A 25,030-nucleotide genomic window follows, 5' to 3' on the forward strand; every position below is an offset into this window, starting at 1 on the left:
ACGGCGCGAGCGCAGGAGACATAGTGAATATCACGACACCGGCGGTCGACGAATCGCGTCTGATCAATCGCCTGGCACTCCGTTTGATGCCGCTGCTCGGCGTGCTCTATCTCGTAGCCTATATCGACCGTTCCAATATCAGCTTTGCCAAGCTGCAGATGCTCGGCAGTCTCGGACTGTCCGAAGTCGCGTACGGGCTAGGCGCGTCGCTGTTTTTCATCGGCTATCTGTTGTTCGAAGTGCCGAGCAATGTGCTGCTGCACAAGTACGGCGCGCCTCGCTGGATGGCGCGCATCATGTTCACGTGGGGCATCGTCACGATACTTCTCGCGTTTACGCAGAACGCAACGATGTTTTACGTGCTGCGTTTTCTACTCGGCGCGTCTGAAGCGGGTCTGTATCCGGGCGTGATTTACTACCTGACTTTATGGTTTCCGTCGCGGCATCGCGTGCGCATGCTCGGCTATTTCACCGTCGGCAGCAGCCTGGGCAATATGGTGGGTGCGCCGATTTGCGGCTGGCTGCTCGACAAGGGCGGCCTCGCGGGACTGCACGGCTGGCAGCTTGTGTTCATCGTGACCGGTTTGCCGTCGATTCTGCTGACCTTCGTCGTGCTGCGCCTGCTGCCGGCTTCGCCGAAACAGGCGGCGTTTCTCTGCGCCGACGAAAAACAATGGCTCACCGACACGCTCGACGGGGAACGCGCGCAGATGAAGGCACGCTACGCCGGTCATGCCTCGTTGCTGAGCGTGTTGACCGAGCCGCGAGTGATCGGCATGGCGCTCTACTACATGATGCTGTCGATTTCCGTCTATGGCGTGAGCTACTGGCTGCCGACGCTGGTGAAAGGCTTCGGCGTCAGCAATACGACCAACGGCTTGCTGAACATCATTCCCTGGCTGATGGCGACTGTCGTGCTGGCGTGGCTGCCATCGAAGCTGCGCGGCGGCAATCGCGCCATCGTCGCGATGCTTGTGTCCGCGTTGCTTGGCGTCGCGTGTTTCCTGAGCGCCGTGTTTCTGCCGACCAATACCCTGCGGTTTGCCGCGCTCTGCTTCGGCGCGCCATGCATGTATCTGCTGATCCCGTGTTTCTGGACGCTGCCGCCAAAGTTTCTGTTCGGCGCGCGTGCCGCGGCGGGCATCGCGGCGATCAATTCGCTCGGCAATATCGGTGGCTTCATTGCGCAGAATCTGGTGCCGTGGGTGCGTCAAACCACGGGCAGCGTGAAGACGCCGATGCTGATTCCGGCGACCTGTCTGCTGGTGTTTGCCGTCGTCACGCTGTTTATCCTGCGTCGTAATCGAGGCGGCTCCATCGCGCAAAGCCATTTGCCCGTGACCGAGTAGACCTGCTTTGGGTCCTTCCGGTCCGGCACGCCCGGCACGTTGGAGCGTTTCGCTGCGGACGCTCTATCGCGGTCTACAATACGCGCGAACCATCACCTAGCCACCGAGCCATGCCGAATCACAAGCCTCCCGCCGTTGTCAGCCCCGATATGACGGAGGCGGCGGCGCCAGCGAAACGCTTGCGTGGCGGCGCCAAGGGTCTGCGCATCACGGATGTCGCCGCCCAGGCGGGCGTCGCGCCGATCACGGTGTCGCGCGTTTTCAATAGCCCCGAGACGGTCGCGCCCGAAACGCTTGAACGCGTGCGGCAGGTCGTGCAGAAGCTCGGCTATGTACCCAATCGCCTTGCGGGTGGTCTGTCGTCGGCGCGTTCGCGGCTGATCGCGGCAATTGTGCCGACCATTTCCCACTCGCTGTTTTCCACCACGATCCAGGTGTTCAGCGAGACCATGTCGCGCGCCGGTTATCAGGTGTTGCTGGCCTTGAGCGGCTATAGCGATTCGAGCGAAGAGGCCTTGCTCGACGCGGTGCTGAGCCGGCGTCCGGAAGGTGTGTTGCTGACCGGGGTTGCCCATACGGATTCTTTGCGTGAACGCTTGCGCAATGTGGGCCTGCCGATCGTCGAAACCTGGGATATGACCGATACGCCGATCGACATGCTGGTCGGCTTTTCGCACTATCAGATCGGCGCCGCCGTGGCCGGGCATTTTCTACAACGCAATGTGCGGACACCCGGCCTCGTGTCGGCGAACGACGAGCGCGCACGCGCACGCCGCGACGGCTTTCGCGACCGGCTTGCAGAGGCGGGCATTCGCAACGTCGCCGAGGTGCTGGTGTCGCCGCCGAGTTCGGTGGCGCTCGGCAAAGCCGCATTGCCGACGCTGCTCGAACAGGCGCCGCAACTCGACGCGGTATTTTGTGGTTCCGATCTGCTGGCGCTCGGTGTGCTTGGCGCGAGCAAACAGCTCGGCTTGAGCGTGCCGTCGCAACTTTCGATCTGCGGTTTCGGCGACCTCGAATTCACCGCCGAAACCACGCCGCAACTCACCACCGTGCGCGTGGACGGTACCCGCATCGGACTCACCGCCGCGCGTTGCCTGCTCGATCGTCTGGGCGGCGAGAGCAACACCAGGGTGACCGACGTCGGTTTTCAGATCGTCGAGCGCGAAACGGCCTGACGCGGCATTACCTGATCTGCACGCCTGCCTGACCCGCTCCAACGCTTTCATCCGCGCAGCGCAGGAAGCCCGCGATCAATCGTCCTCTCGGCGACGCCCGGTGCCAAAGAACCCCGAAGCGCCGCGGTTCGGTTTTCGCCGGCAACGCTATCCTGGCGATGCCCAATCCGGCGGTTAATGGCGACACGATGTCGGGCGCGAGTGAGACGCCGAGTCCACGGTCGACCATCATCGCGATGGCCATCAGCGAATTCAGTTCGAACAGTTCATGCGGCACGATCTTCGCCCCGCGGAGGTAGTCGTCCGCCTGCTTGCCGCCGCCGAGCGAGCGGTCATAGCGAATGAACGGCTCGCGGCGCAGCAGTTCGTGAGGGTCGTCTTTTGCGAGCCGCGCAGGCGCGAGGACCACGATCGGCTCTTCTCTCAGCAGATGCCAGTCGTAAGCCTTCGGTAGCGCGAATGCGGGATGCAGGCAGACCGCCACGTCGAGATCGCCGCGTTGCAGCGTGTCGTACAACTCCATCGACGTGCCCGCGCGAATCAGCACCTTCGCTTGCGGAAAAGCCGTGGCGAAACTCGCGAGCGCATCGGGCAGCAGGCTGAGTAGGGCCGTGGTGATCGTGCCGATACGTAATTCCCCGCTGGCCTCGCCTTCGAGCGCGAACGCTTTCAACTCGGACAATTCACGAACGAGGCCGCGCGCCCGTTCGATCACACGATGCCCGGCTTCCGTCGGAATGACCGTGCGCCCCGCGCGCACCAGCAGCGGCACGCCTAACTCACGCTCGAGCGACTGAATCTGCTGTGCCACCGCGGCAGGCGTCACGCCCACGCGGCGGGCCGCTTCGGCCATCGAACCGCTATCCACAACGAGCAGCAGATTGGCAAGAAAATCGGTTTCCATAAAGATAGATTTACTACCGTTTAAAGATAGGGGTGGATAGTTTATCTAAATCCTGAGCAGACTTAGACTCCTTGCCGGTCATGCAGAAAAGAAGGACTGGAGACATGAGAAGCAAATTATTCGTGCCGGCGTCGCGCCCGGAACTCTTCGCCAAGGCGCTCGCGAGCGCGGCTGACGCGCTCTCATTCGATCTGGAAGATGCGGTCTCAGCCGAGCGCAAGCCGCAGGCGCGTGCAGCGCTTCGCGATCTGCTGTGCGCCGGCGCCGCCGCCGGCCACAGCAAAGTCCTGATCGTGCGCGTCAACGCGCTCGACACACCGTACTGCCGCGCCGACATCGAAGCGGTCGTTCAACCCGGTCTGCATTTCATCAATCTTCCCAAACCCGAAAGCGTGGCTGACGTGCACACTGCCGTTGCTCTGATCGAGCAGGCGGAGCGCGCCAACGGCGTTGCCACACCGGTCCGGCTGCTACTCAATATCGAGTCGCCGAAAGCGTTCCGCCTGGCCGCTGAACTGGCCGGCGCGCATCCCCGTGTAGCCGGTTTGCAATTGGGTCTCGGCGACCTGTTCGAGCCGCTGGGCGTGGCTCGCCGGGAGCCCGCCGCGATTCAGCAGGCGATGTTCGGCCTGCGCGTCGCCGCGGGCGAAGCCGGCGTATTCGCGTACGACTCGGCGTTTGCCAACCTCCGCGACGAAGCCGGTTTTCGCGCCGAGGCGCAGCTTGCAAGGGCGCTGGGTTTTCTCGGCAAGACCTGCATTCATCCGAGCCAGATTGCCATCGCCAACGAGGTTTTTCGTCCCTCGGACGAAGAGATCGAGCACGCCGTGCACGTTGTAGACGCGGCACGCGAGGCGGACAGCAAGGGGCTCGGTGCGTACGTGGTCGACGGCAGGATGATCGATCCGCCGTTCGTGGAGCGCGCCCGCGTGCTGGTCGGCAATGCCGAACGCCTTGGGTTGCTCACGAGCCAGCAACGCGCCACGCTGGCGGGCGCGGACGCTGCACGCTGATTTGCGCGCGAGTAGAGAAACCCTGGAGATACACGGAGTCACCCATGCAACGATCGTCGAATCCATCGCCCGTCGAAGCACGCGGCCCGCTCGCGGGCGTGCGCGTACTCGATCTGAGCGCTTACATCGCAGGCCCTTACGGTTGCACGCTACTGGCCGATCAGGGCGCCGAAGTGATCAAGATCGAGCCACCCACGGGCGACAACCTGCGCAAATATCCGTCGACGCTCGAAGCCGAAAGTCGTGCGTTCCTCGGCGTCAATCGCGGCAAGCGCGGTCTTGTTCTCGATCTGAAGCAGGCCGACGCGCTCGCCGTGTTCAAGCGCCTGGTCGAATCGGCCGACGTGTTGGTCCACAACTTCCGCCCGAATGTGCCGGCGCGCCTCGGGATCGCCTACGAACAACTGCGTGAGATCAATCCGCGTCTGATCTACTGCGCGGTGACGGGTTACGGCGAAACCGGACCGAACAGGGAGAAGGCCGGCTACGACCAGGTGCTGCAAACCATGACCGGTATGTGCACCTTGCAGGGCAAGCGCGGTGGGCCGCCGGAGATTCTATACGGCTCGGTGGTCGATTACTACGCGGCCGCGCTGGTGGCGGCGGGCGTGTCGTCCGCGCTTTTCGAGCGTGAGCGTAGTGGTGCGGGACAGTACGTCGGGGTGTCGCTGCTGCGCAGTGCGCTCACCATGCAATCGGCTCGCATGATCTGGGCCGACAGTGAACCCAGGGACGTAGGCCGTGACATGCGCTCGGGCGGTATCACCGGCATTCATCCGACTCGCGAGGGTTACCTTTATATCTCAGCGAATACACCGCATTTCTGGCAATCGCTCTGTGAGAAGACGGGCCTCGAAGCGCTTGCGCAGGACGAGCGCTATGACACGGTGCGCAAACGCGCGCTTCATTGCGATGAGATCGTGCCGAAGCTTCACGCCGCGTTGCAGGCGCGCACGGCGCTCGAATGGGAAGTGCTGTTCGGCGACGCCGTGCCGTGCGCGGCCGCGCGCAGCGTCGAGGACATGTTCGACAATCCGCAGGTTGTGGCCGAGGACATGGTGAGCAGTTTCGAGTATCCGGGCGTCGGGCGCTACCGTGGCTTCAAGCATCCGATCCGTTTCGGCGCGACACCGGGGCCCGAGCCGGTTGCCGCGCCGGCGTTCGGCCAGCATTCCGATGCGGTGCTCAGTGACATCGGGCTGACCGACACGCAGATCGCATCGCTGCGCGCCACGCGCGCGGTGTTGTGAAGGAGGGCCTGCCATGGACGTCCGGCAACCTCGGTTCGCAGCGCCACGAGACGCATGCGATTCCCACATGCATGTCTACGACCGCCGCTTCCTCTCGGGAGAACCGGCTGCGGGTTTCGTGGAAGGCGCATGCGTAGCCGATTACCGCAAGGTGCAGGCACGTATCGGTACGCAACGGACAGTCGTCGTGACGCCGCGCACGTACGGCACCGATAACAGCGTGACACTCGACGCCATCGCTCAACTCGGACCGAACTGCGCACGCGGTGTAGCGGTGCTGCGGCCCGACGTAAGCGACGAGCAACTGGCCTTGCTGCACGAAGGCGGCATCCGCGGCATTCGCTTCACGCTTTATGCGCCGGCCAACGCCGTTGTCGGCTTCGAGATGGTCGAGCCGCTAGCCCGCCGCGTGGCAGAACTTGGCTGGCACGTTCAACTGCATTGGACGGCTGCACAGATCGTCGAGCATCAGGCGATGCTCAAACGGCTTCCCGCAACGATCGTATTCGATCATCTGGCGCGCTTGCCGTTGCCGGAGGGCACGTCTCACCCGGCGTTCGCCGTTGTGCGGCGTCTTGCCGAGGCCGGTCACGTCTGGGTCAAGCTCTCGGGCGCCTATCTCGACTCTGTTGTCGGTCTGAACGGCGGCTACGGCGACAGCACGGCGAGCGCGCGTGCATGGATCGAAGCGTTGCCGGACAGGGTGGTCTGGGGCAGTGACTGGCCGCACACGACCGAGTCGGACAAACCGGACGACGTCATGCTGTTCGATCTGCTTGGCACATGGGCCGATGACGAGGCAACCCGCCACCGCATTCTTGTCGATAACGCCGCGACACTCTACGGCTTCCCGACCTGAACACGAAACCGCCGACCTGAACGCGCACAGAACGCGTCGGGCGCAGAGAACATCTGGAGACAAACCATGAAACCCGCCGCCGCAACAGCACCCGCGCGCAAGACGCGCTTCACCGAGGCGACGATCAGCCTCTTCGAACGCACGATTCCAGACCCATTCGTACTCGCCATACTCATTACCGCGATTGTCGCGGTGCTGTCCGCGCTCTTCGCTCCGCATGCAAGCCTGGGGCGTCTGGTCGGCGGCTGGTACAAGGGCTTCTTCGACATCCTCACGTTTGCTTTTCAGATTACGCTGGTGCTCGTGACCGGTCACGCGTTCGCTCATGCGCCGCCGGTGCAGCGCATCTTCAAGGCGCTGGTTTCGATTGCGCGTACACCGGTTCAGGCGGCGACGCTCACCTTCGTTCTGGTCGCCGTGGCGTCGTTCTGCAATTGGGGGCTTGGCCTCGTCGTGAGTGCCTTGCTGGCCCGTGAAGTCGCTAAACGCATGCGCGTCGATTTCGCATGGATCGTTGCGGCGGGTTTTTCCGGCTGGGTAGTGTGGGCAAGCGGTATCTCGAGTTCGATCGCACTCGCGCAGGCGACGCCCGGTAGCGCGATGAACGTCGTGCAGAAGTTGACCGGGCAAGTCCTGCCGTTCAGCGCGACAGTTTTCACGCGCTTCAATCTGGTTCCGACTGTCGCAATGCTGATCGTCATGCCGTTCGTTCTGGCCTGGCTCAAGCCGCGTGACGAGGATGCCGTGGCGCTCGACAGGGAGAAGAACCCGGACGCGCCGCTGCGCGAAAAACCGCAGGGCACGCTGAGTTTCGCGCGCTGGATCGAACACTCATGGCTGGGCAGCGCATTTATCGGCGCGGCCGGCATTGCTTTCCTCGTGCTCGCGCAAGTGCAGCACACTGCGTTTTCAGGCGTGAATGCAGTGATCTTCGTGATGTTCATCGCCGGCGTCATTCTGCACGGATATCCGTTGGCCTACGCGGATGCAGTGAAGAATGCAGCGAAGCAGACCGGCTCGATGATGCTTCAGTATCCGCTATACGGCGGCATCATGGGGATGATGGACGCCACCGGACTGCCGGACGTCATCTCACACTTCTTCATCGCTATTTCGAATGCGCACACGTTGCCGTTCTGGAGTTACATCTGCTCGCTGATCGTGACGTTCTTCATTCCGAGCGGCGGCGGCCATTGGGCGGTGCAGGGCCCATTTGTCGTGCCCGCCGCGGTGGCACTGCATGCGTCCGTGCCGGCCACGACGATGGCCGTTGCCATGGGCGAGCAGGTCTCGAACATGATGCAGCCGTTCTGGGCTGCGCCGGTCGTCGCAATGGCGGGTGTCGGCGTGCAGCGCGTGCTCGGTTTTACCGTCATGACGTTCCTCGTCGGGACGGTGATCTACGGCGCTGCGTTGCTGCTGCTGGCGTGAGGGGCAGGCGGGATAAGACGATATGAACGGAGACAGGCAAATGGAATCGGTAACGACGCACGAGGCAGCAGGCGGGACGCGCTCAGAAGCGCGAACACTTAGAGAACGCTGGTGGGCGCTATTCGACACGCGCATCGGATCGCTCCCCGTGCCGGTGTATTTCGTGCTTCTTGCGGTGCTGGCCGCGATGACGGCGAGAGGCAAGCTGGCCTCCGATCTGCCTACCGGCATTGCGCTGGTTGCCGTTGGCGGTTTCACTTGCGCTGAACTGGCGAGGCGTATTCCGTGGATTCGCCATATTGGCGCCACGTCGATTTTTGCAGCGTTCATTCCTTCGATGCTGGTGTACTACAAGCTGATGCCGGCACCGGTCGTGAAGGCGGTCACCGAGTTCACGAAGCAATCCAACTTCCTGTATCTCTTCATCGCGGCAATCATCGTGGGCAGTGTGCTCAGCATGGATCGCCGTACGCTGATCAAGGGCTTTGTGCGCATCTTCATTCCGCTCGCCAGTGGCTCGGTGGTGGCCGCGCTGGTGGGGACAGGCGTCGGCGCGGCGCTTGGCATGGACGTCAAACATGCGCTCTTTTTTGTCGTCGTGCCGATCATGGCCGGCGGCGTCGGCGAAGGCGCGCTTCCGCTGTCGGCGGGCTATGCGCAGATCATGGGGGTCGAGCAGGGCCCGCTGTTTGCGCAGGTCCTGTCCGCAGTCATGCTCGGCAATATTGCGGCGATCTGCTGTGCGGGTCTGTTGAGCTATCTCGGCACACGTCGGCCGAAGTGGACCGGCAACGGCCAACTGACGAAGGACGGGACGGGCGATGGCGAGGTCATCGGGGCGCCGCTTGGATTCGAATTCGATGTGAGTTCGGTGGCGGCGGCAGGTGCGACGGCGATCGCGTTCTATCTGCTTGGTGTGTTGAGCCATCAGTTGTTCGACTGGCCTGCGCCGGTCGTCATGCTCGTGCTGGTGGTCGCGGCGCAGTTGTTTCAACTGGTGTCGCCGCGCGTGGGGAACGGTGCGCGCTTCATGTATGGATTCTTTTCGACGGCGGTGACCTATCCGCTGATGTTTGCCATCAGCGTCGCGATGACACCATGGGGCGAGATCGTCACGGCTTTTCATTGGGTCAATATCGTGACCGCCGTTTCCACTGTGCTGGCGTTGACGGTGACAGGGTTTTTCGTGGGCCGGTTGGTCGGGATGTATCCGGTCGAGGCGGCCATCGTCAATGCAACGCATAGCGGCCTGGGCGGAACGGGCGATGTCGCGATTCTGACCGCCGCCAACCGGATGGAACTGATGCCGTTTGCACAGATTGCCACGCGTATCGGTGGCGCGATTACCGTCATGACCGCGTTGGGCGTGTTCGCGTATCTGCGCTAGGGCGTAGTCGAACCCAGGGTTTGCATGGATGCCGCCAAGTTCGTAAATTTGTATGATGACCCGACAACATGATCCAGCGGGACATCCATGTTCGAGAAGATTCCTGTTCGCGCACTGAGCGATACCGTCGCGCAGCAGTTGCTCAAGCAGATCGACAAAGGCACTTTCGCGCGTGGCGGCAAGCTGCCGACGGAGGCGGTGCTGGCGCAGCAGTTCGGCGTAAGCCGCACGGTGATCCGTGAGGCGATTTCGCGGCTGAAGAACGAAGGCGTGGTCGAGCCACGCCAGGGCAGTGGTGTGTTCATCGCCGCGCACGGCGCGATCCGGCCGCTGCGCATCGACTATGCGGAAGCGGTTGAAGCAGGCTCGGTGCTGCAAATCCTCGCGCTGCGGCGGGCGATCGAGGCGGAAGTTGCGTCGGAAGCCGCCTTGCGCCGCAGCGACGCGGACATGATGTCGATCGATTCCGCCCTCGCGAAGATCGACGAAGCGGTGGCCGAAGGCGAGAACGGTGTCGCCGAAGATGTCGCATTCCACCGCGCTATCGCCGTCGCCACCGGCAATCCGTATTTCCTCAAGACGCTCATCTTCCTGAATCAGTACCTCGAAGCCGGCACCGTGGTGACGCGGCGCAACGAGGCGCTGCGCGACGACTTCTCACGTCAGGTGCGTGAAGAGCATGCGGCCATCGTCGCGGCGATCCGGGCGGGCGATCCTGCGGCGGCGCGTAATGCGGCGAGCACCCATATGAACAATGCCGCACGGCGGCTCGCGGAAGCGGGTATCTGCTGAACTGAACTGAGGCGCCTCGGATTGGGCTCCATCGGGGTGCATAGGGCTAACCAGGTTAGAGGTCACGCATGTCCAGAAATGTCGGTGTTATCGGTCTCGGAGCGATGGGCATGGGCGTCGCGCGCTCGCTGCTGCGCGCGGGCTTTCGGGTCCACGCGTGCGATCTGCGCAACGAAATTCTGCAAGCGTTCGTTGCGGCTGGCGGTGTCGGCTGTGCGTCGCCTGCCGAGCTTGGCGCGCAATGCGAGGTGGTCGTCACCCTGGTCGTGAACGCGGTCCAAACCGAAGCGGTGCTGTTCGGCGCACAAGGTGCGGTTGCCACGATGAAACCCGGCAGCGTGGTGATCGCGAGCGCAACTGTCGCGCCGGACTTCGCGAGCGAACTCGGCAAGCATATCGAAGCAGCCGGTTTGCAGATGCTCGACGCGCCGGTGTCCGGTGGCGCCGCACGTGCCGCATCCGGCGAAATGACGATGATGACGTCCGGGCCCGATACGGCCTATGCCGCGTGTGAGGACGTGCTGGCCGCAATGGCCGCCAAGGTCTATCGGCTGGGTTCGGCGCACGGTGCGGGTTCGAAAGTGAAGATCATCAATCAGTTGCTGGCGGGTGTGCATATCGCCGTGGCCGCGGAGGCGATGGCGCTCGGTTTGCGCGAAGGGGTCGATCCCGATGCGCTGTACGAGGTCATCACGCATAGCGCGGGCAATTCGTGGATGTTCGAGAACCGCGTGCCCCATATTCTCAGCGGCGATTACACGCCGCTCTCGGCGGTCGATATCTTCGTGAAGGATCTCGGCCTGGTGCTCGATACCGCGCGCGGCTCGAAATTTCCATTACCCTTGTCGGCGGCGGCGCACCAGATGTTCATGATGGCGTCGAGCGCGGGGCACGGTGGCGAGGACGATTCCGCGGTAATCAAGATTTTCCCCGGCATCGACTTGCCGGCGGCGAAGTAAGCGCGGAGTCTGCCATGACCACTTCGTCCAGACGCGCGCTGCTCGGCTGCATTGCCGACGATTTCACCGGCGCCACCGATCTCGCCAACATGCTGGTGCGCGGCGGCATGCGCACGGTGCAGACCATCGGCGTGCCCGCGTCGAGCGATGTCGTTGAAGCCGACGCGTTGGTCGTCGCGCTGAAATCGCGCACGATTCCCGCCGCCGATGCCGTCGCACAATCGCTCGCCGCGCTTGACTGGTTGCGCGCGCAAGGGTGCCGCCAGTTCTTTTTCAAATACTGTTCGACGTTCGATTCGACCGACGCAGGCAATATCGGTCCGGTCACGGATGCGTTGCTCGATGCCGTGTCCGTTGAATCTGATGCAACGGCTTTCACGATTGCCTGCCCGGCATTTCCCGAGAATGGCCGCACGATCTATCGCGGCTATCTGTTTGTCGGCGATACGTTGCTGAACGAGTCGGGTATGGAGAACCATCCGCTCACGCCGATGCGCGATGCGAATCTCGTGCGCGTGCTGCAAAGGCAAACCGGCTCGAAAGTCGGCCTCGTGCGCTACGACACCGTGGCCAAAGGCGTGTCGGCCGTACGCGAATCCTTCGGTGCATTACGCGGCGACGGCGTGCGCATGGCGATTGCCGATGCGGTATCGGATGCTGATCTTCACGTACTCGGCGAGGCATGTGCCGCCCTTACGCTGATCACGGGAGGCTCCGGTATTGCGCTAGGTTTGCCCGGCAACTTTCGTCGCGCCGGTCTGCTCGCCGAGCGCAGCGATGCCGCGCAATTGCCGCGCATTGAAGGATTGTCGGCGGTGCTGGCCGGCAGCGCCTCGAAAGCGACCAATGCGCAAGTGGCGGCCTGGCGCGAGAGACGGCCCGCGTTCCGCATCGACCCGCTTGCGGCGGCGCGCGGCGAAGCGGTGGTCGAGCAGGCGCTGGCCTTTGCACAGCCGTACCTGGATCAGGACGAACCCGTGCTGATCTACGCAACCGCCACGCCTGACGAAGTCAAAGCGGTGCAGCGCGAACTCGGTGTCAACGAAGCGGGACACCTGGTCGAATCCACGCTGGCATCGATCGCGCGTGGCTTGCGCGAGCGCGGCGTGCGCAAGTTCGTGGTGGCGGGCGGCGAAACCTCGGGTGCCGTGGTGCAGGCACTCGACGTGCGCACGTTGCGGATCGGCGCGCAGATCGATCCGGGTGTGCCGGTCACCGCAACGACGGATGCCGAGCCGCTCGCGCTCGCCTTGAAATCGGGCAACTTCGGCACGATCGACTTTTTCGAAAAGGCGCTGCGCCACCTCGATGGAGCCACGCCATGACCGGCACGCCCGCACTTCATACGACGAACGAAGCACGCGTGCGCGAAGAAATCTGCGTGACCGGTGCGAGTCTCTATCAACGCGGCTATACGGTGGGCAGCGCGGGGAACATCAGCGCGCGTCTTGACGACGGCTGGCTGATCACGCCGACGGATGCCTGCCTCGGCCGGCTCGATCCGGCCGATATCGCCAAGGTCGATTTTGACGGTAACGCGGTATCTGGCGGCAAACCGTCGAAAACGCTTGCTCTGCATCGGGGCATCTATGCACGCAACGACGAAACGCGTGGCATCGTCCATACGCATTCGACGCATCTGCTTGCATTGACGCTCGCCGGCGTCTGGCACGACAACGATGTTCTACCGCCGATCACCCCGTACTACGTGATGAAAGTGGGCCACGTCCCTCTGATTCGTTACAAACGACCCGGCGACCCGCAAGTGGCCGAGCAGATCGCCGCACTCGCGGGCACGGTTCGCGCGGTCCTGCTCGAGCGGCTCGGTCCGGTGGTGTGGGAGCGTTCGGTCGCGCATGCGTCGTATGCGCTTGAAGAACTCGAAGAGACCGCGCGTCTCTGGCTGATGACCAACCCACGCCCCGCGCCGCTCGACGATGCGGCGCTCGAAGAACTTCGGAAGGTGTTCGGCGCGCGCTGGTAGATGCCAATCCAGGCAATCCCGGCGCTCACGTTCATTGAATGCTTCCGCACCGATCCAAACCGTTACCAGGGAGTTTCCGCCATGCCTCGCTTCGCCGCCAACCTGACCATGATGTACAACGAGCACGCGTTTCTCGACCGTTTCGCCGCTGCGGCGAAAGACGGCTTCAAGGCCGTGGAGTTTCTGTTTCCCTATGATTTTCGTGCCGACGACATCAAGGCGCGGCTCGAAGCGAACGGTCTGACTCAGGCGCTCTTCAATGCGCCACCCGGCGATTGGGCGGCAGGCGAACGCGGTATTGCATCGCTGCCGGGCCGCGAAGACGAATTTCGCCGCAGCATCGAAACCGCGCTCGATTACACGCGTGTGCTCGGCAATCGCAAGCTGCACGTGATGGCCGGTTTGATCGGCGCGGATCAACCGCGCGCGCGGCATCGCGAGGTGTATCTGAAGAATCTCGCCTATGCTGCCAAGGCCGCGCAGCAGGACGGCATTACCGTCGTGATCGAGCCGATCAATACGCGCGATATACCCGGCTTCTTTCTGAACCGTCAGGATGACGCGCAAGCAATTTGCGCTGAAGTGGGCGCGCCGAATCTCAAGGTGCAGTTCGACTGTTACCACTGCCAGATCGTCGAAGGCGACCTTGCCGTGAAGCTCAAACACGACATGGCCGGCATTGGCCATATTCAGATTGCGGGCGTGCCGGAACGTCACGAGCCCGATATTGGCGAACTGAATTATCCGTATCTGTTCGATCTGATCGACACGCTGGGCTATGACGGTTACATCGGTTGCGAATACCGGCCGCGGGCCGGCACATCGGCGGGACTCGGCTGGCTCGCGCCATATCTGAACGTCGCGCGCTAATAAGAACTGAGGACGGAGCCCATCATGAAAGTACTGATTACCGGCGGTGCGGGTTTTCTTGGCCAGCGTCTCGCGCGTGAACTGTTGACGCGCGGCGTCGTGAAAGACGAGCGCGGCCAGCCACAAGCGATTACCGAACTGGTGCTGCTCGACGTGGTGCGCGGGAGCGATTTCGGCGACCGCCGCGTGCGCTCGGAGGTGGGCGATATCGCCGAGCGCAGCGTGCTCGATCGCGTGATCGATAACAGTGCCGCGGCAATTTTCCATCTTGCGGCGATCGTCAGCGGACAGGCCGAGGCGGATTTCGATCTCGGCATGCGTATCAATCTGGACGCATCGCGCTTGCTGCTGGAAACCTGCCGGCAGCGCGGGCACACGCCACGGGTGGTGTTCACGAGTTCGGTGGCCGTGTATGGCGGCGATCTGCCCGAGGTCGTGCAGAACGATACCGCGCTGAATCCGCAATCGTCGTACGGCGCGCAGAAGGCAATCGCGGAGTTGTTGCTCAACGATTACACGCGGCGGGGTTTCGTCGACGGCCGCGTGCTGCGGCTGCCTACCATTAGCGTGCGGCCGGGTAAGCCGAACGCGGCGGCGTCGTCGTTCGCGAGCGGCATTGTTCGCGAGCCGCTGAACGGCGAAACCGCGGTGTGCCCGGTTGCGGGCTCGACGCGCGTGTGGCTGCTGTCGCCGCGCAAAGCGATCGAAAGTCTGATCGCCGGACTCGAGCTTGATTCCACCGCGCTCGGCAACCAGCGCGCGCTGAATCTGCCGGGGATTTCGGTGAGCGTCGACGAAATGGCAGCGGCGTTGCGCGAAGTGGCGGGCGACGAGGTTGCGGGGCGGATCGTGTGGGCGCCGGATGCGCGGGTGGAGAAAATTGTGGGCAGTTGGCCGGGCCAGTGGGACGCCTCGCGCGCCGAACGGCTTGGCTTGAGCGGGGACCGCAGCTTCGCTGATGTGATTCGCAGTTATATTGCCGACGAGGGTATTTCGATCCGCTAATACGCTAATAACGGCCTGTGCCGGGCCGGGGGGCGCTGTTGCAAGGGCAAAGGGCACCTTGGGCCGCAGAATGCTTCAAAACCGCGCGCAGGCCGGCGCAAGAGCACCTTTGCCGGTGCGGGCACGTCAATCTTCATATCTATACACAGCCGCTGCAATCGGGCCGCGCGCCTGCGCGTATTCCCTGGTCCGGGGCCGGCTTTGCTTGACATGGTTTCTGCTACACGCCTATTATCGCAGCTAGTTGTTCGATATATGACCTTGTGTTCGTATAAAGAACAAATGGCTGCCACTCTCGGCCCATCGTTTACTATCCTGCGCTAAGCTGAATTGACTCGATGGCTGCCATGCGGCCGTTTCCCATTGCACTCGCCGGGCCGATGCTGCGGAGCAGCCGGCTCGTGCTGCTAACGGACATCCGTTAGCAGCACAGCGCACGCAGCACATCAACTGGAGACATCACATGACCGAAGCATTCCTGTGCGACGCGATTCGCACCCCGATCGGCCGCTATGCGGGTTCGCTGTCGTCGGTTCGCGCCGACGATCTGGGCGCGGTGCCGCTCAAGGCGCTGATGGAGCGCAATAAAGACGTCGACTGGAGCGCGATCGACGACGTGATCTACGGCTGTGCAAACCAGGCCGGTGAAGACAATCGCAACGTCGCGCGCATGTCGCTATTGCTGGCCGGTTTGCCGCAAGGCGTGCCGGGCTCCACGGTGAACCGCCTGTGCGGTTCGGGCATGGATGCCGTGGGCATTGCCGCGCGCGCGATCAAGTCGGGCGAGGCCGCGTTGATGCTGGCCGGCGGTGTCGAAAGCATGAGCCGCGCACCGTTCGTGATGGGCAAGGCAAGCAGCGCGTTTTCGCGCCAGGCCGATATCTTCGATACGACGATCGGCTGGCGTTTCGTGAACCCGCTGATGAAGCAGATGTACGGTGTCGATTCGATGCCCGAGACCGGCGAAAACGTCGCGACCGACTACAAGATCAGCCGTGCCGATCAGGATGCGTTTGCGCTGCGCAGCCAGCAGAAAGCCGCACGCGCGCAGCGTGACGGCACGCTCGCGCAGGAAATCGTCGGCGTGACGATCGCGCAGAAGAAGGGCGATCCGATCACCGTGCTGCAGGACGAACACCCGCGCGAAACCAGTCTTGAAGCGCTCGCCAAACTGAAGGGCGTGGTGCGTCCGGACGGCACGGTCACGGCCGGCAATGCTTCGGGCGTGAACGACGGCGCAGCGGCTTTGCTGCTGGCGAACGAAGCAACCGCGAAGCGTTTTGGCCTTACGCCGCGTGCACGTGTGCTGGGTATCGCCACGGCCGGTGTTGCGCCGCGTGTGATGGGCATCGGCCCGGCGCCGGCCACGCAGAAGTTGCTGGCACGCCTGAACATGACCATCGACCAGTTCGACGTGATCGAACTGAACGAAGCGTTTGCCTCGCAAGGTATTGCCGTGCTGCGCGCGCTCGGCGTCGCGGATGACGACGCACGTGTGAATCCGAACGGCGGCGCGATCGCGCTCGGCCACCCGCTCGGCATGAGCGGCGCGCGTCTGGTGACCACCGCGATGTATCAACTGCATCGTATGCAGGGCCGTTTTGCGCTGTGCACGATGTGTATCGGCGTCGGTCAAGGCATCGCGATCGCTATCGAGCGCGTGTAACGGCCTTGCGTTGGTGCAGGAGTGCCGCAGCGTCTTTAGCGTCGAGGCTGCGCGCATCGCACCCCGTGGCCACGTCATGAACAGCCCCTTTGCTCCGGCGAAGGGGCTGTTTTATTTGTGCGCCCAGCGCGAACTCATCGGTAATTGAATGTGTATTTAATCGATGTCAATGGCGGATTCCGATTGCATTGTGACGAATGCCGTCGATAAAAATAATAATGCTGAATCGTATCGTCATGCAGTATGCGTTTAATGCTGTACGCATATTATGTATTGTCGCCGTATATGAATGACCGGCAAGATTAAAGCAGTGCTGTCAAGCGGCAGAGCCTGCTGTGACGCCGTGCCGCGGCATTTCTGAGCAGATCGTTCGCTGATTTGAAAATCGTAATATAAACGACCGAAGCTTCTTGTAAGGCATGTACAATCATTGCGCCGCACCGCTTTAATAAGTGAAAGCCTGAAGCTGTATGCATTCGTGGCGTTAATCGGCATCCTGCGGTTTCAGATCGCCATGGCGCCAGATCGGACAATTTCTCGAGGAGCGCGTAAATGATGAAGGCAGCGACGATTGGAGCAGCATTGATGGTGGCGGCTTTCGCCGCCGCGCAACCGGCGTGGGCGCAGGATGCGATGGCCAGTGCCGCGCAAGGCATCGTCAGCGCGGTGCAACCGGTGCATCTGAAGGCGGAGATTGTGGGTATCGATCCGGGCACCCGCACGCTCACGCTCAAAGGGCCGGCCGGCAACGTGGTGGTCGTGCTGGTGAGCCAGCAGGTCGCCGGTTTCGATCAGTTGCAGATCGGCGACCGGGTCGATGTACTGTACAAGAATGCGTTGCTGGTGAAGGCGGATAAGGTCACCGGCGCGGACAAGGGCATTCGTGCACGCGTCGATACGCAGGTGTATGCGCCGGCCTCGGGCGGCTTTGCATCCGCGCGTCAGGTCGAAGTGCTGGCCACCGTGCAGAAGATCGATCACAAGAAGCGTCTCGTCACGCTGCGCGGCGCCTATCAGACGCAAACGCTCGAGGTCGGACCTGACGTCGATCTGAAGGGCGTCAAGGTTGGCGATACGATCCACGCGGTATTCGTTTCGGCGGCGGCCGTGCAGGTGACGCCGCAATAACTGGCCGGGCATGGCTGATCGGCAAACACCCCTCATTGCAGGGGTGTTTGCTTTTCCACGGTACGAAAGTTCGATCATCGAGTCGTGTCGGGACACGCTATCGAGCCGCCGGCGCTTCCAGTCCCAATCCTGCGAGCCATCCCAGCCAACGCCTGACGAAACCACGTTTGGCCGGCAGCGCGCAACTCAACGACGCACGCGCGCTGCGTTCGCTATCCGTGCTAAGCCACACACGTTCGCCGCGGCGCAGCCGGAACTCGTTGCCCGGTTCGAGCCAATGATCGTAAGGCGAGTTGACGCGCGTGAGCCATAGGCGCGCGCCTTGCACACTGAGCGTGCTGTCGGCGTCGACACGCCATGTCAGCGTAGCGCCTGGTGCTACGGAAAAATGTAGTACGACCTTCGGAAGACCCTCGTTGTGTCGACACGCAGACCGACTTGAGTCGTCATCCATGCATTGCGGGCTTGCCTGATCCATCTTGCTCTCCGTCATCGAGCCGGCGGACGGAGCACCCATAAAACAAAAGGCCCCTTCCGTTACCGGCGGGGCCTTTGGGTTCTTGTTTGCAGATTCAGACTGCTAACGCGCACGTGCTCCCAAATGCCTGCCGATGATGGCATGCATTGTTCGATTTTTAATCGCGACAGGGATGGAGGTGTGCGTCAACATGAGATCGAGTGTGCCGTTTTGCCGCAGGTCTTGTCAATAAAAAAATCGCAATGAATTCAGGCGATAAAGCGCGGCGCGTGGAGCCGATCTGTCTTGCTTGCCGTGACGCTCTGACGAATCTGGGCGGCGAGTGCGCTTCGCAATGCATAACGCTTGCGTCGGGTTGCGTTGCCGGTATCGTCACCTTGACGCTCGGCCAGGTAGCGCGCCGGCGGTGCGAGGACGAACCAGCCGTTCCAGCGCGCGAGCGCGCCGCATTCCATCGACAGGCGATCGTAGTCGGCGGCCACACGACGCTTTCTCAGGCAGTAACGCCAGTTGGCGTAGATGTGTGCCTGCCTGGAGACGATGAAGGTGCCGCCTGCATCGAGTGCCGCGGCGACACATTGTGCGAGGTAGATCACCAGCACCTTCGGCCGCAGTCCATACCAGCGCTTGGTAAGTGCGCGAAACAGCTCGCGGCCATTGACCGACGTGTCCGGACCCTGCACGGAGCCGATGCAAAGACGTGGCCGCCGCACTTTGCCGCCGAGATAGGCGAGACTGAACGTGCAGGAGACAATGCGCCTGTCCCGCGCATCGCGGATGCACAGGGTCCAGTCGCCTTCTTTCTGAAATTGTTCAATCGACTCGAGCGACACATGCCAGCGCTCGGCGCCCACGCCGAACGATGCGATCGTCGCCGAGCCGACCGCGGCGATACGCGCGGCGAGTTGCGGCACGCGTTGCTGCGTCAGCGCCTGATGATCGAGGCTCGCCATCAGGCGTTCGCGCGGGCTGAAGCGGGTATGGAGGAACGGCCGGTGCATGCGCTCGAGCGCAGTGGGGTGACGTTTCACCAGATCGTGCAAGGGCGAAATGGCGCAGCGTTTGAGCCATACTTGCGTGGAGCGCCACGATATCAGCGAGCGCAGCCACAGGCGCATGCGCCGCCAGCGATGAAACAGGCTGGTGCCGGGGTAGAGTGAATGGGCGGCTTGCTGGATGACCGCAAAGGAGGCAGCGGCGCGCGCGAACCACGGCGAGCGGGTGCGGGTTCCATCGTTCGAAACAGTCGACATGGCAAATCCTTTGGCTACTTCAACGGAGCGGATGCTAGTCGCGCGGGTTACGTGTCCGTGTCGAATTACTTGTGCGTTTGTCGAGTTTTGTTTAGCGTGTCGCAAGATGTGCGGCGCATCAGCTATGCTGTGCGTCGAGCCGGCTCGTGCGGCCGTTGCCGGCCGGTCCGCGTTGTGCGGATAGGTACCCGGCGCGGCACCGTCGCTTGCTGGCCGTGCACCGCGCTATGCCGCTGCCCGCCGCTACTGAAACAACTAGCCCTGAACGATTCGTCCCATGCCATTCCGGATCCTGCTTGTCGAAGACGATGACCGCCTGTCGGCGCTGGTCGCCGGTTACCTGCGCAAACACGACTACGAGGTCGAGACCGTGCTGCACGGCAACGACGCCGTGCCGGCCATTTTCAAGCGCCGGCCGGACCTGGTGATTCTCGACGTGAACTTGCCTGGCAAGGACGGCTTTCAGATTTGCCGCGAGGCGCGCGAGCAATTCGACGGCGTGATCATCATGGTGACAGCGCGTGACGAGCAGTTCGACGAAGTGCTGGGCCTCGAATTCGGCGCGGACGACTACGTGCATAAGCCGGTTGAACCACGCGTGCTGCTGGCGCGCATCAAGGCGCAACTGCGCCGCGTGACCACGCGGCCGGTGGAGAGCGCTCAACCCGAGAGCTACACCTTCGGCAAGTTCGAGATCAGCCGGGCCAGCCGCACGGTCAAGCTGCCGGACGGCAGCCTGCCCGATCTGACCTCGGCAGAGTTCGACTTACTCTGGGCACTGGTGAGTTGCGCGGGCGAAGTGGTGAGCCGCGACGAGTTGATGCGGCAACTGCGCGGTATCGAATTCGACGGCCTCGACCGCACGATCGACGGCGGCATTTCCAAGCTGCGCCGTAAATTGCACGACGACTCCGGTACTCCGCAGCGCATCAAAACGGTCCGCGGCAAGGGCTATCAGTTCAGCAAGCTGGCGTGGGACTGAAGGCGTTTGCTGCAGCCGGCACTGATGCGCGGCCGGGGTCAAAAGTGAGTGGGCATTGAGTTTCGACTGAGTAATACGTCGAAAAATCGGCCGACAAAACTCCACAAATGCGGTAGCAAATCGACAGTCATGCAAGGCGCGGATGATTAGGATCGCAAGCTTGTGCAACCACAGGCTTAGTGATGTCCGCTCGCGTTTCCCCACTTTCCGGCCATGCCGTGTTGATGATTCACGGTTTGGGTGGCACGCGCCATGATTTTGGCGCGCTCGACCGCAAGTTCGAGCAGATCGGTTGCGACGTGCATTTGCCGTCGCTGCCGGGCCACGGTTCGAACCCTGACGCATTGAGCCGGGTGACGCTGAGCGACTACATGCAGTTGCTGAGCCACACATACCGCGAGCTGATAACGCGTTACGAGCGTGTGGACGTTGCGGGCATTTCGATGGGTGCATTGCTCGCATTGATGTTGAGTGCTCGCGAGCGCATGACGACGGGGCGCCTGATTCTGCTGTCGCCGCCGTTGTTCCTCGACGGCTGGGGCGGTTCGCGTCTGCGTCCGCTGCGCTATCTGATGTACTGCGTGCCGGGGCTGCGTCACCTGATTCGCGTTCCGGAGGGCGAGCCGTTCGGCATCAAGAACGCACGTATTCGCAATCTGATCCGCCGCCATTTGCAGAAGGGCAGCGGCGTCCACTATCCGTACGTGCCGCTGTCGGCGATCGAGCAGGTCGACTGGATGCGCTTCGCGGTGAAGCGGGCCCTGGGTCGCGTAACGTGCGAAACCCTGGTGATGCATTCGGAGGAAGACGAGGTGACGAGCATCCGTTCCGCGGAATTCGTATGCGAGAATCTGGGGACCCGCTCAGTGACCTTCGTGCGCTTGACCGACAGCTATCACATGATCACACTGGACAACGAACGTGAAAGGGTAGCGGAGCAAACTCTGGCATTTGTGCAGAGGGTGTAGGAGCAATCCACATAGATAGACCACAACCGCATCAAAAGAAGCGAAGAGAAGAAATGCCACCTGTTGCGGAGCAAAAGAAACTAAGCCCCTATCGCTATGCCAGGTGGCGCTTACACCGCTTCCGCCGCTCGTGGACGGACACGAGGGCCGACAGGATCCCGAGCTGGTCGAGACTATACCTGCGTGTCTACACGCGCCTGCTGACGCTAACAGCACTAGTGTTACTGGCATCAATCGCAACCCTGAGCCTGACGCTAAAGACATCGCCGTCGATCTGGCAAACGCTGGCAACAGCACAGGCGTCGATACCCATCGCATTGGTCACCCTATTGCTGCCGGCAATAACCGCTTACCGCTGGATGCGCCCCGTCTGGCTGGACCTGGTGATGGTCCGCGAACGCGCAATCGACTTCACCGGCGGCCGCTTCAATACGCGCGCCCGCGAATCGCATAGCGTGATAATCGGGCCGTTGGCGCGCACGCTGAACGCGCTGGCCGAACGCATGGAACGCCTGATCGCCGCGCAACGCGAACTCACCAATGGCATCTCCCATGAACTCCGCACGCCGCTCGCCCGCGTGCGCTTCGCCCTGGAAAACCTTCGCGAACCCGCTTCCGCGGCCGAATACAACAGCGCATTGGCAAGCATCGGCCAGGACGTCACCGAACTCGACGAGCTCATCGACATGAGCCTGACCTACGCGCGCCTCGAATATAGCTCGCTGCAATCGAACCTGGAATCGACCGTGCTTTCGGCATGGTTCGACGGCCAGATCACCGATGCCACCCTGCTTTACGCGGACAAGCAACTGATCCCGCAAACCGGGGTCGACCCGTCGCTACGCGTTGTGATGGATAAGCGCCTCATGTCTTACGCAATGCGAAACTTGTTGCGCAACGCGAGTAAATACGCGCACTCGCGGATCATGGTCGGCTTGAGCGTCAGGCATGGCAACGTGGAAATCTACGTGGAAGACGACGGCACAGGCGTGCCGCCCGACCAGCGGGCGCGAATTTTCGATGCCTTCGTGCGGCTCGATCGCCAGACCGGCGGCTACGGCCTCGGTCTCGCGATTACGCAACAGGTGCTGCGCGCCCACCACGGCCGCATTGCCGTCACCGATCCCGTGACGCTCAGCGGCGCACGCTTCGAAATGAGCTGGCCGGTGGGGACAGTGGCGTGAAATGCGCTGTTCCTGGGTAGCGTCAATAGGTATGGCCCAACTGGAAGTAGAAGTTATGGCGGCCGCTCGGCGCGAACGCTATACCCAGATATATCGGTCCGAAGGAGCTGGTCAACGCGGTGAAAATCGTCACGCTGCGCTTCAGCGGCCCGCTGCCGAAGTCGGAATCGCGGTTCCAGACGTTGCCGGCTTCAATGCTCAGCCCCGCAAACAGGCCGCGAATCGGCGACGCGTTGAAGACGGCGAGCTGATTCATGTACGTGACCTGGCCGTACACCATCGAGTTGCCGGACAGTTGGTCGGCGGCGTAGGCCGACAGATGCTGGAAGCCGCCCAGCGTGAAGCCGAACGGATTGGTCAGGTTGGTGCCGCCGAAGTCGTTACCCGCTTCGATGCTCGCGTTGATGCTGTGCCGCCCATAACTCGCCGCGACGATGCTTTTGCCGTATACCTCGGTGAAGCTGTCACTGCCCGCGAATAACGAACGTTCGACGCGTAGTTCGCCGAAATAACCTTTGCGGGCAAACAGCGGATCGTCGAGCTGATCGATCACGAGACGTGCGCGCGCGCTAAGCTGCCGCCCGTAAATATCGGGGAACAGCAGCGGCGGGTTAGGCGTACCGTCGTCCAGCGGCAAATTGTATTGCGGCGAAGCGAAGCCGTGCGCGTACGCCACGCCGATCCGGAAGTCGCCGAGGCGCGCAAGCGGTATGCCGAAGTCGAGCCCGGCGCGCTGGGTCTGCAACAGGTATTGCGTAACCTTGACGTTGCCGGAATCGTCGTAGAGGTTGGCGTAGCGGCGCTGAAACTCGACATAGGGCGCGACGTAATAGCCGAAGGAAGTGGACAGCGGTTGCCGCAACTCGGCGTGCAGGTCGATCAGGTCGCTGCCGACGGTCCCGTCCACGCGGCCTTCGAGCCCGGACGAAGTGAGCCACGGCCGGCGATAACCGAGATGCAGCCGGAAGCCGCCTTCGTCTGTCGAGCTACTCGATAGACCGAGTCCGAACAGCAGGAAATTCGGCCCCCATTGCTTCTGCTGCGCGGCGATGACGAGTTTATGGTCGTCGCCGTCGTCGACGAGTTGCTGGCTGACGCTGGCGAAGTCGCCCGTGTTGGAGAGCGCCAGCAAGTCCTTGTTGAGCGAGGTCGGATCGTACACGTCGCCGGGTTTGACATGCAAAGCGTTGCGAATGCGTGACTCGGGCACCGCGCCTTGCGATGCAATCTCGATCTGCGTGATCCGTACCGGACGCATGGCGGGCGTACCGTGCCGGGCGCGCCACGCGGCGTAGTCGGCGGGCGAGAGCGCCAGATGCTGAAGCTGCGGCAGCACCGCGCGCGTGGCGGCGGCGCCGGCCGCGATCGCCTGGCTCGCGTTGGCGAAATCGGTAAAGCTCAGCGAGCCGAGCGCCGGTTCGATCACGACGTCATCGGGTTGCAACTGTTCACGTTGGCGCGCAACGTTCTGGTGAATCAGGATGCCGATCATCTGCTGCATCACGTCGGCGGGTGACGCCAGCGCATCAAGCGGCCGCAGCGGTGAGCCGATATCGACGGCGATCACGACGTTCGCGCCCATGTCGCGCGCCGTTTCGATCGGCAGATTGCTGACAATGCCACCGTCCACCAGCGTGCGCCCGTCGATATCGGCCGGCGCGAACAGGCCCGGCAACGCCATGCTGGCGCGAATCGCCTGCGGCAGCGAACCGTGATCGAGCACGACTTTCTGGCCGGTGCGCAGATCGGTGGCGATCGCCCGATAGGGGATGGGCAAGCGGTCGAACGATACGTTGCCAGGCACGGCGGAGGTCCAGTCCTGCAACAGCGCTTGCAGGCGATTGCCCTGGACAAGCCCGACCGGCAAGCGGAAACCATTCGCGCCGTAGCCGAGCGACAGGCTATTCACATACAGCCGCTCGTCCTCGCGGCGCGATTGCGGCAGATCGGCGCGTTCGGTGATATCGAACGCGATGTCGGCGAGATTGATCCCCGCGAGGCGGTTTTGCATGTCCTGCGCCGTCATACCGCTCGCGTACAGGCCGCCGACCACCGAGCCCATGCTGGTGCCGGCAATGCAATCGACCGGAATGCGGTTTTCCTCGAGTACCTTCAGCACGCCGAGGTGGGCATAGCCGCGCGCGCCGCCGCCGGACAGCACGAGACCGACGGAGGGGCGGCCGGCCGGACCGCCTTGGGCGCTACAGGCGGATTCGGCTGCCTGAGCGGGACGTGCGAAGGCGGCGACCCCGCACGCCAGTAGCACCACAGTGCAGCGCAAACGAAGAACGATAGGGCGGCGGCGCCTGCGCGCCCCCGTTTGTAGTAGTTGTTCCCTCGCCAACGCTCGACTCATCTGTTTTTGTTCTGGAAGAAAACCGAGAGATTAC

Annotated in this window: 22 protein-coding genes; 18 read left to right on the forward strand and 4 right to left on the reverse strand. The window is 62.6% G+C overall.

Annotation, left to right across the window (positions count from 1 at the left end; all coding sequences use genetic code 11):
- Window positions 1–23: 23 nt before the first annotated feature.
- Window positions 24–1,349: an MFS transporter gene (locus GH665_RS26740; RefSeq protein WP_153140265.1), complete on the forward strand. Its 1,326-nt coding sequence runs from the start codon at window positions 24–26 to the stop codon at window positions 1,347–1,349.
- Between the two features lie 110 nt (window positions 1,350–1,459).
- Window positions 1,460–2,527 carry a LacI family DNA-binding transcriptional regulator gene (locus GH665_RS26745; RefSeq protein ID WP_153140266.1) on the forward strand — a complete coding sequence of 356 codons (1,068 nt, stop codon included), beginning with the start codon at window positions 1,460–1,462 and terminating at the stop codon, window positions 2,525–2,527.
- Window positions 2,528–2,534: 7 nt separating this feature from the next.
- Here GH665_RS26745 and GH665_RS26750 read toward each other — a convergent pair whose 3' ends face one another.
- On the reverse strand, window positions 2,535–3,431 hold the full coding sequence (locus tag GH665_RS26750; RefSeq protein ID WP_153140267.1) for a LysR family transcriptional regulator: 897 nt from the start codon (window positions 3,429–3,431) through the stop codon (window positions 2,535–2,537).
- 104 nt (window positions 3,432–3,535) lie between these two features.
- On the opposite strand from GH665_RS26750, the gene GH665_RS26755 reads away from it, so the two are divergent.
- The 13 genes from GH665_RS26755 to GH665_RS26815 all read left to right on the forward strand — a co-directional run bounded on the left by GH665_RS26755 (window position 3,536) and on the right by GH665_RS26815 (window position 17,775).
- Window positions 3,536–4,444, forward strand: coding sequence for an HpcH/HpaI aldolase/citrate lyase family protein (locus GH665_RS26755; RefSeq protein ID WP_153140268.1), 909 nt, complete (start codon window positions 3,536–3,538; stop codon window positions 4,442–4,444).
- A gap of 44 nt (window positions 4,445–4,488) precedes the next feature.
- On the forward strand, window positions 4,489–5,694 hold the full coding sequence (locus GH665_RS26760) for a CaiB/BaiF CoA transferase family protein (RefSeq protein WP_153140269.1): 1,206 nt from the start codon (window positions 4,489–4,491) through the stop codon (window positions 5,692–5,694).
- 67 nt (window positions 5,695–5,761) lie between these two features.
- On the forward strand, window positions 5,762–6,553 hold the full coding sequence (locus tag GH665_RS26765; RefSeq protein WP_246216376.1) for an amidohydrolase family protein: 792 nt from the start codon (window positions 5,762–5,764) through the stop codon (window positions 6,551–6,553).
- Between the two features lie 66 nt (window positions 6,554–6,619).
- Complete coding sequence (locus GH665_RS26770) at window positions 6,620–7,984, forward strand: short-chain fatty acid transporter (protein ID WP_153140271.1); 1,365 nt, start codon at window positions 6,620–6,622, stop codon at window positions 7,982–7,984.
- A gap of 40 nt (window positions 7,985–8,024) precedes the next feature.
- Window positions 8,025–9,371, forward strand: a complete 1,347-nt coding sequence (locus GH665_RS26775; RefSeq protein ID WP_153140272.1) for a 2-hydroxycarboxylate transporter family protein — start codon at window positions 8,025–8,027, stop codon at window positions 9,369–9,371.
- Between the two features lie 87 nt (window positions 9,372–9,458).
- The gene (locus tag GH665_RS26780) at window positions 9,459–10,163 is read left to right on the forward strand and encodes a FadR/GntR family transcriptional regulator (RefSeq protein WP_153140273.1); all 705 of its coding nucleotides are present in this window, start codon (window positions 9,459–9,461) and stop codon (window positions 10,161–10,163) included.
- A gap of 68 nt (window positions 10,164–10,231) precedes the next feature.
- Window positions 10,232–11,122, forward strand: a complete 891-nt coding sequence (gene ltnD, locus GH665_RS26785; protein WP_153140274.1) for an L-threonate dehydrogenase — start codon at window positions 10,232–10,234, stop codon at window positions 11,120–11,122.
- A gap of 14 nt (window positions 11,123–11,136) precedes the next feature.
- Complete coding sequence (gene otnK / locus GH665_RS26790; protein WP_153140275.1) at window positions 11,137–12,447, forward strand: 3-oxo-tetronate kinase; 1,311 nt, start codon at window positions 11,137–11,139, stop codon at window positions 12,445–12,447.
- The gene (gene otnC / locus GH665_RS26795; RefSeq protein WP_153140276.1) at window positions 12,444–13,106 is read left to right on the forward strand and encodes a 3-oxo-tetronate 4-phosphate decarboxylase; all 663 of its coding nucleotides are present in this window, start codon (window positions 12,444–12,446) and stop codon (window positions 13,104–13,106) included. The genes otnK and otnC overlap by 4 nt, the downstream gene beginning before the upstream one ends.
- 81 nt (window positions 13,107–13,187) lie before the next feature.
- On the forward strand, window positions 13,188–13,976 hold the full coding sequence (otnI, locus tag GH665_RS26800) for a 2-oxo-tetronate isomerase (protein ID WP_153140277.1): 789 nt from the start codon (window positions 13,188–13,190) through the stop codon (window positions 13,974–13,976).
- A 24-nt stretch (window positions 13,977–14,000) separates the two neighbouring features.
- On the forward strand, window positions 14,001–14,981 hold the full coding sequence (gene denD / locus GH665_RS26805) for a D-erythronate dehydrogenase (RefSeq protein WP_153140278.1): 981 nt from the start codon (window positions 14,001–14,003) through the stop codon (window positions 14,979–14,981).
- Between the two features lie 463 nt (window positions 14,982–15,444).
- Window positions 15,445–16,647, forward strand: coding sequence for a 3-oxoadipyl-CoA thiolase (gene pcaF, locus GH665_RS26810; RefSeq protein WP_153140279.1), 1,203 nt, complete (start codon window positions 15,445–15,447; stop codon window positions 16,645–16,647).
- Window positions 16,648–17,202: 555 nt separating this feature from the next.
- Complete coding sequence (locus GH665_RS26815) at window positions 17,203–17,775, forward strand: hypothetical protein (RefSeq protein WP_153142316.1); 573 nt, start codon at window positions 17,203–17,205, stop codon at window positions 17,773–17,775.
- Between the two features lie 97 nt (window positions 17,776–17,872).
- On the opposite strand, the gene GH665_RS26820 is transcribed toward GH665_RS26815, so the two are convergent.
- Both GH665_RS26820 and GH665_RS26825 read right to left on the reverse strand, forming a co-directional pair.
- Window positions 17,873–18,253 (reverse strand): DUF2917 domain-containing protein, encoded by a 381-nt coding sequence (locus tag GH665_RS26820; RefSeq protein WP_153140280.1) that lies wholly within the window; start codon window positions 18,251–18,253, stop codon window positions 17,873–17,875.
- Window positions 18,254–18,501: 248 nt separating this feature from the next.
- Entirely contained in the window at window positions 18,502–19,506 is a 1,005-nt protein-coding gene (locus GH665_RS26825) for a DUF535 family protein (protein WP_153140281.1), read from the reverse strand.
- A 277-nt stretch (window positions 19,507–19,783) separates the two neighbouring features.
- Between GH665_RS26825 and GH665_RS26830 the strand changes: the two genes are divergently transcribed.
- From GH665_RS26830 to GH665_RS26840, 3 genes are all read left to right on the forward strand, one after another.
- Window positions 19,784–20,488, forward strand: a complete 705-nt coding sequence (locus GH665_RS26830) for a response regulator (protein ID WP_153140282.1) — start codon at window positions 19,784–19,786, stop codon at window positions 20,486–20,488.
- Window positions 20,489–20,670: 182 nt separating this feature from the next.
- The gene (locus tag GH665_RS26835; RefSeq protein WP_153140283.1) at window positions 20,671–21,456 is read left to right on the forward strand and encodes an alpha/beta hydrolase; all 786 of its coding nucleotides are present in this window, start codon (window positions 20,671–20,673) and stop codon (window positions 21,454–21,456) included.
- A gap of 53 nt (window positions 21,457–21,509) precedes the next feature.
- On the forward strand, window positions 21,510–22,640 hold the full coding sequence (locus GH665_RS26840; protein ID WP_153140284.1) for an ATP-binding protein: 1,131 nt from the start codon (window positions 21,510–21,512) through the stop codon (window positions 22,638–22,640).
- A 22-nt stretch (window positions 22,641–22,662) separates the two neighbouring features.
- On the opposite strand, the gene GH665_RS26845 is transcribed toward GH665_RS26840, so the two are convergent.
- On the reverse strand, window positions 22,663–24,909 hold the full coding sequence (locus GH665_RS26845; RefSeq protein WP_343038767.1) for a patatin-like phospholipase family protein: 2,247 nt from the start codon (window positions 24,907–24,909) through the stop codon (window positions 22,663–22,665).
- Window positions 24,910–25,030: the final 121 nt, after the last annotated feature.

It is taken from the genome of Paraburkholderia agricolaris (genome assembly GCF_009455635.1).
Lineage (GTDB): Bacteria > Pseudomonadota > Gammaproteobacteria > Burkholderiales > Burkholderiaceae > Paraburkholderia > Paraburkholderia agricolaris.